Raw genomic sequence first — 11,400 nt, 5'->3', positions numbered from 1 at the left:
GCAGCCCTATATTCCAAATTGATTAAAAAATGCTAAACAAAATTGTACATTTTTTATTCGCACATAAAACCAGTTTTTTTCTAAGAACGAGCTAAGTAACAGAAAGTACTATATTGTAGTGATGAGCTTTAGGTTTCAAAAATGAAAATCAAATATCGATGTCGTAGTTCGGATATTAAAGAAAATCTCATGTATATAACCTCTATTTACTCAGAAGTTGTGTAACGAACAGCTTTAATACTAATAGTAAATGATTACCATCCCAGCTGCACCTGTGGTGGAAGGATCATTATAAGGTACGGTATATTTCTTATAGAAGGCGGCAACTCCACCACCGCCGCCACCAGGACTAATCCCATTTGCTGCTTCCTTTTTTCCTCCTAAAATATAACTGTCAATATGTATAAAGGACGCGTCAGTTGTTCGCTGTCCCACAAGAATAAGATCTCCACCCTGACCGCCAGTATTGACCGAATTACCGGCATTACCACCAACTCCCCCCACTAGTCTGTAGATCACAGAAGAATCACCCTTAATTATTAAATCTGTATTTAGATTGGTACCACCATTTTCTCCATTTACGCCATAGGCCGTGGCATCACTTGAATTGATTTCAATTGAATATAGTCCACCCTTCCTGTAAGCCCCGCCACCATTAGCTATTATTCTACCACCGGGAAATGAAACAACAGTATTTCCACCGTCTTGAATCCTATTGTTCGCATCTCGCATACCTGCATTCCCAATACTTATTTCAATGGCACTTCCACCTGCTTTTCTAAATTTTGCAATAACATAACCTCCGCCTCCACCGCCACCGGCAGTGGTTCCCATTCCTCCGCCTCCCCAGGCTTCTATAATACAATATTTTGCATCTGGCGGCAAGTTGGCTATTATAGGATTCCCGGTAAACTGATACTTTACAATTCGTGTAATTGCTGGCATGGAGTCTGACCAATTAATTGGGCTATGCTCAACATAACTAGGTTTCTGGGCTAACAAACAGGAGGAAATAAACAATGGAAAGATTGAAAATAGGATTTTTTTCATATTATGGGATTTTAGTTATTTGCCTGAAAGTTTGATTGATTTACCTAGAAATGCATGAAATGAGTTTCAGGTGGAGTTTCTAGAAAATACTGAGTAGCAGCAGGTGTGTTTTTAGGGCACAACGTTTACTAATTCGATAAAGCGGGCGTCCGATTCTGTCTTATCAATTTATAAAAAAGCTTTAAAGCTGAGTATTTATCGACTACAGTGGTTTTTGAGGAACAAGGTCCCAAATAGTACATTTAAAAATTTTTGCCAAATGATTAATTTGCTCCATTGAGTATTTATGTGGATATCTGGTACTTTCAACATTACCTATGAACCCTTTACTGACACCAAGTTCGAATGCCAAGTCCTCCTGAGACCATTTAATTTTTTCTCGTCGCTCTTTTACCCTGTCAATTATATACTGATCTATTTTAGAAATCCCCATACTCAGTCTTTCCAGCAAAGAAGGGGTATACCCTAAAAAACGCCGCCCACATTTTGTGAGTATTTGAAAAATTGCTTATCTTACAATAGAGTTGAAGCGTGAATAAAGACAATTTATGATGATATTAATATAAACAAAAATATGTAATGATGAATATATCAACTTAAAATCGTAATTTGCGATCCCAAACTTATTGATCGCATTGCCAGTTTTATGGTTTCGTGTAGCTTGGCGGCCTCGAAATCAGATACGGCGATGCCTGCACCTTATGGCGCAGGCTCGCTTGTATACATCCGAGGCCGCCAAGCTACACGGATTGTTACAAGAATGAGTCCTGCGTCATTTTTCTGTCGCAGCATTGCCTTATCTAAATTGTTTTATATGCTAAATCATCTAGTTGCAATTGAGGATACTGAGCTACAAAAAACACAAAAATTCATTTACGCCTGGGGACATGATATTGGTAATCTTATTTCAAGCCTCCGTGGCTCACATGGTGCATTGAATGACTCTGAATTGTCATCAGAAGCTGCCAGCTGGGTTGACACAATTGGAATGATATGTCATCAGTTGGAGGAAGTGAATATGAATATTAGGATGTTTTCCCAAACGGGGCGGAGTTCCTATTTTGGCAAATATCGAATATCAGAGATTGTAGAGCCAATAGTTGGAATATATCAAAAAATCGCTGAAAAAGACATATCGATTGTATTGAACAATAAATGTACTTTGGATTATATCGAGACGGATAAACTAAAACTAACACATATTTTATCCAATTTGATAGTAAATGCGGTAAAGTTCTCCCCTCCTAATAGTGATGTAGCTATAAACATTTCAGATGCCGGGCCCCACATTAAATTCGAGGTTACAGATAATGGCATTGGCATACCACTAGATAAATTTGATGACATTTTTCGTCCTTATGTTCGTTTAAATAAAGATTATAGAGGGACAGGTTTAGGATTGGCTATATGTAAGCAAAACGTAGATGATTTACGAGGTAGCATCTCAGTCTATAGTATCCAAAATCAGCAAACCACATTCACGGTACTTTTACCAATTTGACAATGACGTGGTGAGAATGGATCAGTGCAGTCTTTTAACTGCACCTGTAAACTTTTTTATCTTTGAAATAGAACTAAAACATCCGTAGAACGTTTAATAGTATGCATTCAATAATTAGGTATTTATCTGCTCTTTTTTCTAAAAGGGCATTTAATTTTTAATATGTAAAAATCATCTCAAATGTCTTAATCAACCTTCATGGTTTAATACATTTGAGGCTAAATCAGCTTTTAAAATATACTCCACTTTTAAAAGGGATAAACAACCACTAAATGCGCGCCGATCTTCAGAGTAAAGAATGGCAAGAAACCTTGCAAACATTATAAGAATATCCTTTTCTAACAGAGTGAGTGAGTTTAAATTCATCGTCTGCAACTACATGTTGCAGACCGCCAATATTAAATGAATGTCTCTTGAGTAAAGAGTGTTGATATGGATGGGTGATTTTGGTTTGAAGTGTTTCAAAAGTGGGTTATTAACCAGTTGCTAATTGTACCTGACATTTCTGTCCAGAGCAACATAACGTGGTACTATTGCAAACTGAAATTTTCAAAAGAAAGGTATTCAGTAAAGCAATTATCATTTGTAAACAAAAAATGCCTTCACAATTTATTAACGAATATCACGTACCTGCCATAGATACTTTAAAATTTAACTGAAGTTAATTTGCATAGATAATGCCTCAAAGGAGTACTTCGGAGGCATTGTCCAATGGCTGTCTTGGACATTCTCTACTTTACCCGGGATGCCCAAATTGAATATCATCACTGATACAGGAAGATCTTTTGTACCTGTGATGCCTTTTCGTTGGTACTGCGTTAATGAACTAATCAGAGCGGAAACCATGCTTTTACATCTGCTATATCAGTGTCTGCGACATGAATGAGGGATGCTATCTCGGGCCCAAGTAAGTCTGCAGATAGAACATTTGCTATTTCACACTAACCTTAACATATGGAAAAGATTAATGACAAAATTTCTTACCTACGCGAATATTATATCGACAAGGAGCAGTTGAATGAAGATGAAGTGTTGAATCTCTTAAAAGTTACCGACGAGAATTGGTTGAATCGTACTTACACCACCGTTAGGAATCGAGATGAAAAACTGCGATCTGTAATTTCCAGTATATATGAGCCACGTGAAGCGGCCATACTTCTAAAATTGTCACCTGGTAGTCTATCGGTGATCATGAACTTTGCATTCAACTTGTACATACTAGATACGATTCTTAGGTATTGTAAGTATGTTATTATTGTGATCATAGCAATGATAATTCTACTCTTTGTTATTGACCATCGTGGAGGATTGATTGATAAGTTCGTTGGGATTGAGCTTATATTAGTCGCTATAGTGTTGGCTTTGCAAAAAAAAAGGAGTTTAGTTGATAAAAAAGGTTTATTAGCAACACAAAAAATTCTGACTTAGAGGCGCAGCGTATTACCCAGGATTCTACGGGGCCTGTATTACTTCTGCCCCCGCTTCGCTGCTGACAACAGATAAGGAGATCCTCCCTGTGAATCCATCGCAACAACGCAGCGAGTCACCAGGAAAAAAATAATGCTGAATGAAACTTCCATAATACGCTATAATGAAATACATAGTAATTTTTGTGGTATCTTTTACACTTATTCGTTGGGGTAAAGTTCCCTGTGACCAATCCAAAATGAATGAGGATGTGGAGTGTTGGGGCAAACAAATTGATCAGAAAATTGATAGTGTTTTCATTGATAGTCTAACTGCAGTTAGATTTTACAACAAGATGGCTGCCATAGAAGATTCAATGGACAAATGCAAATGGGGCCGAATTGTTCCTACTTCACATTTCCTTACCTATACAGCTGGTTACCAGTTTGAGAAGCGAATGAAACCCGTTGAATAGTTATTCCTAAAAGCTTATTCTGAAAGTTGTATTTTAACTGGGCAAGATGCATATACTCACCACTACTACACACCTGCTACTTAATATCACTACGGGTCATGTACACACCGATGTAATAGACATCTATTATTTTTGGTGCCAACTAGTTCCCGGAATCTCAATGGCACCGTGTTTATGGCAGCGGGCAGGAAAAGCTATTCAACCAATTTTATTATCGAAAGTAGATCTACCTTGTTCTGGGTACCATCCAGAAATAACAGACGGTCCAATCACATTAATTTTTAACGAAATGGAAATGAAGATATTTTGGGATAACTTAAAACAGGTATCAAGCCATTCAAAAGGTGACATGTAGCAAATGCTTTCGTCCAAAACAATTTTTCAGCACTTAAAACCTGAGGTTATTTACCATAAGAAGCTTCAAAGGATGGCGGAAAAAATAGTTTACATAAAGGGTTATTTCATGGCAATAGGAAAAGTAATACGCGTGATTAGGAAGCACAATGGGTTAAGCCAGCGTGAATTTGCAGGTATGGTAGGAATAAGTCAAACATCCCTGGCACTTCTGGAAACAAGCAAAACCTTTCCAAGAGATGAAACAATCTTAAAAATGGCGGAAGTATTCGATACTCACCCACTATTAATAAAGATTGCTGGTATTGGTCTTCAGCTCTATGAAGAAAGAGAGAAGACGTTTAGGACGGCTTTTCCTGATTTCAACGAAAGAGCTTTGGCCCTAATTTTAAGAAGGTGAGATGATACGGCCTTCAGGTTTCCGGAAGATTGGTACTTCCGATTATTCAATGTTTTTTAGGGTGCATGTAGCAACTATTTTTTAGAATTGATCGGAAAGATGGAATTGATGAAAGAGCTTTTTCTGGTAACTTACTCCCTACAAAAACTAGCAAGGGAAAAAATTAGAGTTGCGCAATAGCTACATTTTTGCCAGCACCTACGTGCTAAGAAATTTGACACATTGATTTATCCTCTTGGTGTCTTCGGGCGCTTGATATCATTCAATGCCAATGAAATAAAATCCAGCGGCTGTACTTCGAAGAGTCCTGCCATCACAATCATTTCAGAAATCATAAATCCGCCAGGTTTAAATATTTTCCTATGTAGTGTTGCATGGATGATGCCGCTATCATCACGAACCGCTTTCTTTGAAATCATATTAAAAATATCTTTCAACCTTTTAATTTCACCTGATTTGATGAGAATTCCAATAGATTTGTATCTGTGATCTTTTGATGATGCTATTTTTTGTTTAGCGAAAATAGAGTGAATCTCTTTAATCTCATCCAATACCATAGCCACAAAATCAGTCACCGAAATATTGAACAACTCAGCGAGAATCACCAATTCATCCAGCTTAAAGGTTTCTGGTTTTAGTACTCGCTTACGTAGTGTTTCATAGTGAATATTGCTATCATTACGAATAGCTGTTATCGGAATCAATTCAAAAACCTGGACTATGCTTTTTATATTACCTGATTTTATGAGCTTTCCGATTGATTTATACCTTGGGTCATTTATCATTTAAATACCAGTCATTGATATCACAGAAAAGTAGTACCCATATATTATTTATGTATATAAAAATATTAATTTTGTTACATTAAATATTATTTTTGTAATTTTCAGTACTATAAATGTAATATCATTTAATTTTCATTCTATTCCTGTTTAAAGGGCTGATCCACTCCGCCGCGACCTTCTGATCAGTTGTGAATAAATACGACCGGAAAGAATTCTTATGTTTTAAACCAAAATCGTAATATTCTATAGAATAATTTGTTTCTTAACCAGTAGATTGTATGAAGCTTCTTAAATTCACAGTACAGTGCGAAACTAACCTTATAAAGGTAAGGCTTACGAAAATTCAGCGTAAAAGAATGTTTAAAGTAACCTGGGAGGAATACGATAAAACTCATATAACTGTTTATGCAATTTCCGATGAGACAAATGTCCTTGATTACTATGAAGGCGCACCTATGTCTCTTATTCTGCATAATAGAACTATTCAGATGATACAACAATATTTTACAAATACAAAGGCAATTATGAAAATTGAAGAAGATGATTATGACGATTATGACGATGACTAAATGATGAGACGATAATTAATTTAACTAAACAAGTAACTCATCAGTATTTCGGGCGCAACCTTTAGAAGGCGTTCACCGGCGTTACAAGTGGATAAGATTTTCAATATTTAAAACCTAACAACATATTGTCCTATCCAGGAATAGTTAGGATGATATAAATATTCAGGTTAATTACATTACAACAACGGAAACGCAGGTAAGTAACTTTTAATCATACCAAGAAAAACTCTTACAAAATATAATTTTAGATTATGAAGTTGGAGTGGACAGAAGCAATCGCAAAATATGGTTTAAGGCTGATCAATACTACTCCTGCGGATATGCCAACGGAAGAACTAGCATATGGCACTGGAATTCTTCATAAGGCATTTACCAAGAATAATATTATTCGAAGTGATTTACCCACCTCTTCAAGAAAAGTAATTAAATATTTCTATTTCTTTGCTTTTTCTTTAACCAATGTAGAGACTGTGGAAAGTGCTTAAATACAGCCCGTATCAATTTCTGTTTTGCATCATGTATTTGAGTTTTTACGGTTGCATTATTTCTTCCGGTTAACTTGGAAATTTCGTTGACGCTAAGTTCCCCTTCAATTCTCAGCAGTAAACTTTCCTGCTGCGCCGCCGGCAATACATTCATCTCCTTCATTATTATCTCCCTTACCTGTCGCACAAACATAATATCTTCAGCATTATACCGTTCAACCTTATCTTGTAAACTTAGCGAAGCTCTCATATTCGCCAAATGTTTGCGTCTGGACATATCACTTTTGTAAAGACTGATTACGGCATTTTTAACGGCAGTATGAAGAACACTAGGTAGGTCATAGTTTCTATTAATGCTACCTTTTTTTACTAGGCGAATAAAAATTTCTTGCACAACATCTTTAGCTCTATCCTCATCATCCAGCATACGACGGGCGTGCCTGAATAATTCCTCCCAGTAACGATCAAATATAATTTTGAAAGCGTCTTGCTCTCCGAGGTTATACAAATCTATCAATTCAATGTCTGATAAGTTATCTAATCTCATCGCAAACTATATTTTAACATTAAACGAAATACTAACCAAAAAGTACCATCCATTTTTTAATAAAATCTATATACACTAAGGACTACAGCCTTTAATGGTCATTACACAAGCACGAAAATCTATTCTTGTAAAAAAAAGTATATTCCCTGTCATGTTATTGTGGTCGACATCTTTGCATAAATGAACAATTGTTCTATGTCATTAAAAAACAGGATGTGCCATCTCATTGGCAGAAATAAACCATGCGTGTTTCATATTCTGAACGGCATCCATTCCCAGCAGCTAGGACATTCAGTTGACCGAATTTGAAAGGCAGTTATTCCCATATTCCAAAATTTAGCCGAGTTATTAATATAAACATTGATTCAGAGTACAGAAGAAATAGACCGCTATTGTAAATACAATAGCGGGATACATTGTTACTATGCCTGATCGAATATTAGTAATATTTACAACCAGATCGTATACCTCCTAAATAATGCTCCGGCACAAAAAGTAGTTCGACGGCACTTACAAATTTTATATTCTCACAACGTTCAGAATAAATAAATCTGATGGTAAGATCGACCACAATGTCAGCGATACGACCTGTATAGAGCGCTCTTGAAAACATGCTTCCACTTTTTTCAAACCTTGGATAATCAAGCCATACAAGGCTGTATACTAGGCCTATTCCATTAATAAAATCCTTTTGTGTATAACCGTTGTTACGCAGAAACTCACTGACCGGAAAATTCTTTAAGAGGCATACATCCTTGATGTATAGCAGCAAATTCAGCATCTCGTTAGGAAATAGCTTATGTAGTAATTTTGCTTTACGAGTCAATGACATGTTGTTTAAACCTCTCATAAAATACTGTACTGCTGATATCCGGCAGCACTCGGAATATAGTTTGAAAGTATTATACCGATGTTGGTTACTTATTGCATCACGCTGAAGAAACTTGATAGATAACCGCTATTGTAGACACAACAGCGGATTACTTCTACCATTCACCTTTTTTAGTCATACTCACAAGAACCGTTCTGGTAACCAAGTTCAAAAACAGGCACAAAGAGCAAATCTATAGCGCATAAAAATTTTTTGTTTGCGCATAGATTAGTATGCCGATACCGGATAATGAGGTCACTCATTACTAGAAAATGATTTTCGTCAAATAGCGATTCACTAAAAACCCTACTACTTCTTTCTAATTTAAAACCACATTCAGCTATCTCCCTGTATAAAGAGTATAAAATGGCTTGAAAATCGGGTTCGGCACAACCTCTATCCGACAGAAAAGGACTGGCTGAAATATGAAAATTTTGTGTTGATCTTTTTATATAGCTAAGCAGATAGGGTATTTCGTTTGGAAATAGCTGATGTAGAATTTTTCCTTTCTGTATGTCTGTAAGATTATCTAAATTTTTCATGATGTACGTATGTCGGTTGGTATCCGGTGACGCATCCGGATTAAAGTGAATTACTGCGGTTTATCCTATCCTGATACTTTGTTAATTCCCGCTTACGCGCCTGTATCCGCTCTTCACGCTCATCTACCCTTTCCGAAAAATCGTTTTTAATACTATCCACATTTATCCCTGCTGCCACGGCTAACCGATAAGTAAAATGAGCATAGGAGTTATTCGGAAATTTACTTTCAGATCTTCCTGTAATAGCCAGCCTGATCATAAAGGCTAGCTGTTCCTGGGTCATTGTTTCCAGTCTTTCATAAAGTATCGTCCCAGCATATAACAGATGCTTTTCCCTTTCATTGGCTAGCAATGAATTGATAATTTCCTTTCCATCAAAATTGAGTGACTGGTAAACAAAAAAACGCGCCACAGCATCGTCCGACGTGGTAAAAGATACCTCTGCCTGCTGCTCAGAAACCAGACTGCAAAACTGATTATATACCTCTAAGTGGATTTTTTCCGCATCCAGCTCTTTAGCGCGATTTTCCCGTTCATCCAGCCTCTTTTTCTCAGCCTCCAACAGTTCTACGGTGGCGGTCTTCTCCTTTATGGCCTGTTGCACCTCTTTGGCGGTTACCCTGGCATTACCTGTAAGTGTAGCAGTCTTTCCCATTCTGTAGTAACAGGCAGAAATTGATCTTTCAGTAACTTTCAAGCCTTTTTTTATTAAGCCCTCGTCTATTTGTTTTTCAAAGGCACGCAGCGTTTCTTTATATTCTTCTATAGCATCGGAATATCCATTTTCATCAAGCTGCTCCGACATCACTCCTCTCACATGACAGCTTTTACCCTGTTTTCTGCTACCAGAGAATTCCTCTTCTTCCATTTCATCTAGAAGGCTATCATCATCAAACTGATCAATACTCAAATAATCCTTCCTATCGGGCTGCGCTGGTTTTTGGCAAACAGTCACTTCATTTGATTGATATTGTATCACGTCGGAAAATTCCGCAAGCAAACTATCAAGAAATGAAGAATGCAAATCATCACGTATAAATGCTGCCGGCTGGTCGATAAAAACAGCATCTGCCAGTATCCTTCTTCGATGAGCCATACATTTATTTTTATAACAGGCACCGCTGGTACAAAACCTGTTTGCTGCAAGGTCGGGAAACAATGAATTTTGACAGGCAGAATTAAAAGGGCAAATCGTACAGGAACCAGCAGCAGGAACTAATTTCCTATCAGTGATGTCAAATGGAGCATTATCAAGATCGAACTTGTATCGGTCCAGTGTGTAAGCAAGGTCAGGAAACCTAAAAACCTCATAGTCTTTCCAGCCCTCGCATTCTTCATTGAATAAGTCCCGCTGCGCCTCCGGAGAAAGAGACGCTATATCAGATGATTGATCGATGGTTATCACTCCAGCGAGAAACATCTCCCTAAATTCTTCTGTGAGGTTTAGCAGTTTAAGACGGCCATGCACAAATTTCGTTGACTTACCTAACCGTGATGCAATTTGTTTAATGGTCTGTCCGCTATTTTTCATTGTATCAATTGCCTGTGCAATATGCAGCGGATGTGGGTCTTCTCGATGCAGATTCTCACTTAACTGAATTTCATTCACCTCTTCATCCGTATAATCTTTAACAACTGCCGGAACCATAGAAAGTTTTGCCTGCAAAGCAGCACGCAGACGTCTTTCTCCACTGACCAGCTCATAGCGATCATCTTTGGGTCTTATCGTAAGGGAATGAATAACACCATAAGTGCTGATAGTTTTAGCCAATTCTTTGATAGCAGAATGAGAATATAGCTTGCGATGGTTGTTAGGATTGAAATCTATTAATGAGATATCAATCATTTGACTATTACCTAGAGCTGGAGAGCTATTTACCTTGGCCGTTCTTTTGTATCGTCCGGCGATAATGATTTTGTTTTTAACTGAAGTTTTCATATCTGTTTTTTTTATGGTGAATAATAAAAACGAAAAAATATTATGGGCGCAGGCGTCAAGGATTATACTTTTGAAATAAAAGATGATTTTTAGCCGCCTCAAGGATTTTCATTTTTGATAATGTCGGATTGGTATCATTGCCAACTACGTAGCATACATTGATGCACTTTTCTATTTCCATAAGAACTCTGATATTTTTTTCAATAGCGTGATAAATTTCCTCTGGCGACAACTCCGGTATCTGTTCAAATGACATGTACTCCTGAAAGATATCTGCCCGCCATAGACAGTAGATGTAGTAATAGTATTCATTCCTGTCATTGGCATCACAAAGGAAGCCGAAAGAATGTTTATAGGGTTCTGGGGTTGGCATCCCCGCAGACAAGCCCCGTGACAGGATATAGAAAACGGGGGCATTACGATGGACTGCGCTGGCGTCGTAAGACGTAATTCTAAAATTTTTCATAGCCAAGAT

The 11,400-nt window shown here is 37.3% G+C and carries 12 protein-coding genes; 5 read left to right on the top strand and 7 right to left on the bottom strand.

The genetic code is table 11. The features are described 5' to 3' along the window. Positions 1-240: 240 nt before the first annotated feature. Positions 241-1,050, bottom strand: coding sequence for a glycine-rich domain-containing protein (locus tag ICL55_RS01810; RefSeq protein WP_188094333.1), 810 nt, complete (start codon positions 1,048-1,050; stop codon positions 241-243). A gap of 202 nt (positions 1,051-1,252) precedes the next feature. Continuing rightward, positions 1,253-1,483 (bottom strand): helix-turn-helix domain-containing protein, encoded by a 231-nt coding sequence (locus ICL55_RS35625; RefSeq protein WP_188094332.1) that lies wholly within the window; start codon positions 1,481-1,483, stop codon positions 1,253-1,255. Positions 1,484-1,738: 255 nt separating this feature from the next. On the opposite strand from ICL55_RS35625, the gene ICL55_RS01800 reads away from it, so the two are divergent. The 4 genes from ICL55_RS01800 (at position 1,739) to ICL55_RS01785 (ending at position 5,187) form a co-directional block, all read left to right on the top strand. Continuing rightward, the gene (locus tag ICL55_RS01800; protein WP_188094331.1) at positions 1,739-2,551 is read left to right on the top strand and encodes a sensor histidine kinase; all 813 of its coding nucleotides are present in this window, start codon (positions 1,739-1,741) and stop codon (positions 2,549-2,551) included. Between the two features lie 954 nt (positions 2,552-3,505). Next, positions 3,506-3,979: a hypothetical protein gene (locus tag ICL55_RS01795; RefSeq protein WP_188094330.1), complete on the top strand. Its 474-nt coding sequence runs from the start codon at positions 3,506-3,508 to the stop codon at positions 3,977-3,979. Between the two features lie 163 nt (positions 3,980-4,142). Beyond that, positions 4,143-4,433 carry a hypothetical protein gene (locus ICL55_RS01790; protein ID WP_188094329.1) on the top strand — a complete coding sequence of 97 codons (291 nt, stop codon included), beginning with the start codon at positions 4,143-4,145 and terminating at the stop codon, positions 4,431-4,433. A 358-nt stretch (positions 4,434-4,791) separates the two neighbouring features. Continuing rightward, positions 4,792-5,187 (top strand): helix-turn-helix domain-containing protein, encoded by a 396-nt coding sequence (locus tag ICL55_RS01785; RefSeq protein ID WP_188094328.1) that lies wholly within the window; start codon positions 4,792-4,794, stop codon positions 5,185-5,187. A 227-nt stretch (positions 5,188-5,414) separates the two neighbouring features. Here ICL55_RS01785 and ICL55_RS01780 read toward each other — a convergent pair whose 3' ends face one another. Beyond that, positions 5,415-5,972 (bottom strand): hypothetical protein, encoded by a 558-nt coding sequence (locus ICL55_RS01780; protein ID WP_188094327.1) that lies wholly within the window; start codon positions 5,970-5,972, stop codon positions 5,415-5,417. 278 nt (positions 5,973-6,250) lie between these two features. On the opposite strand from ICL55_RS01780, the gene ICL55_RS01775 reads away from it, so the two are divergent. Further along, positions 6,251-6,541: a hypothetical protein gene (locus ICL55_RS01775; RefSeq protein WP_188094326.1), complete on the top strand. Its 291-nt coding sequence runs from the start codon at positions 6,251-6,253 to the stop codon at positions 6,539-6,541. A gap of 423 nt (positions 6,542-6,964) precedes the next feature. Here the strand turns inward: ICL55_RS01775 and ICL55_RS01770 are convergent, their stop codons facing one another. The 4 genes from ICL55_RS01770 to ICL55_RS01755 form a co-directional block, all read right to left on the bottom strand. Next, positions 6,965-7,573 (bottom strand): RNA polymerase sigma factor, encoded by a 609-nt coding sequence (locus ICL55_RS01770; protein WP_188094325.1) that lies wholly within the window; start codon positions 7,571-7,573, stop codon positions 6,965-6,967. Between the two features lie 1,002 nt (positions 7,574-8,575). Beyond that, a complete protein-coding gene (locus ICL55_RS01765; protein ID WP_188094324.1) occupies positions 8,576-8,986 on the bottom strand; it encodes a hypothetical protein in 411 nt (136 codons plus the stop codon). A gap of 40 nt (positions 8,987-9,026) precedes the next feature. Beyond that, positions 9,027-10,925, bottom strand: a complete 1,899-nt coding sequence (locus tag ICL55_RS01760; protein ID WP_188094323.1) for a ParB/RepB/Spo0J family partition protein — start codon at positions 10,923-10,925, stop codon at positions 9,027-9,029. 55 nt (positions 10,926-10,980) lie between these two features. Beyond that, a complete protein-coding gene (locus tag ICL55_RS01755; protein WP_188094322.1) occupies positions 10,981-11,391 on the bottom strand; it encodes a DUF6943 family protein in 411 nt (136 codons plus the stop codon). Between the last annotated feature and the right edge of the window lie 9 nt (positions 11,392-11,400).

Source organism: Chitinophaga varians (assembly GCF_014529945.1).
In the GTDB taxonomy this organism is placed as follows: Bacteria; Bacteroidota; Bacteroidia; order Chitinophagales; family Chitinophagaceae; genus Chitinophaga; species Chitinophaga varians.
Note: the sequence above shows the minus strand (reverse complement) of the source record. Positions and strands in the feature narration are given on the sequence as shown.

What these genes read in the sequence shown, in the direction of transcription:
- ICL55_RS01810 (WP_188094333.1), bottom strand. Translation starts at nt 1,050, where the DNA reads ATGAAAAAAATCCTATTTTCAATCTTTCCATTGTTTATTTCCTCCTGT.
- ICL55_RS01780 (WP_188094327.1), bottom strand. Translation starts at nt 5,972, where the DNA reads ATGATAAATGACCCAAGGTATAAATCAATCGGAAAGCTCATAAAATCA.
- ICL55_RS01795 (WP_188094330.1), top strand. Translation starts at nt 3,506, where the DNA reads ATGGAAAAGATTAATGACAAAATTTCTTACCTACGCGAATATTATATC.
- ICL55_RS01770 (WP_188094325.1), bottom strand. Translation starts at nt 7,573, where the DNA reads ATGAGATTAGATAACTTATCAGACATTGAATTGATAGATTTGTATAAC.
- ICL55_RS01765 (WP_188094324.1), bottom strand. Translation starts at nt 8,986, where the DNA reads ATGAAAAATTTAGATAATCTTACAGACATACAGAAAGGAAAAATTCTA.
- ICL55_RS01790 (WP_188094329.1), top strand. Translation starts at nt 4,143, where the DNA reads ATGAAATACATAGTAATTTTTGTGGTATCTTTTACACTTATTCGTTGG.
- ICL55_RS01755 (WP_188094322.1), bottom strand. Translation starts at nt 11,391, where the DNA reads ATGAAAAATTTTAGAATTACGTCTTACGACGCCAGCGCAGTCCATCGT.
- ICL55_RS01775 (WP_188094326.1), top strand. Translation starts at nt 6,251, where the DNA reads ATGAAGCTTCTTAAATTCACAGTACAGTGCGAAACTAACCTTATAAAG.
- ICL55_RS35625 (WP_188094332.1), bottom strand. Translation starts at nt 1,483, where the DNA reads ATGGGGATTTCTAAAATAGATCAGTATATAATTGACAGGGTAAAAGAG.
- ICL55_RS01785 (WP_188094328.1), top strand. Translation starts at nt 4,792, where the DNA reads ATGCTTTCGTCCAAAACAATTTTTCAGCACTTAAAACCTGAGGTTATT.
- ICL55_RS01760 (WP_188094323.1), bottom strand. Translation starts at nt 10,925, where the DNA reads ATGAAAACTTCAGTTAAAAACAAAATCATTATCGCCGGACGATACAAA.
- ICL55_RS01800 (WP_188094331.1), top strand. Translation starts at nt 1,739, where the DNA reads ATGCCTGCACCTTATGGCGCAGGCTCGCTTGTATACATCCGAGGCCGC.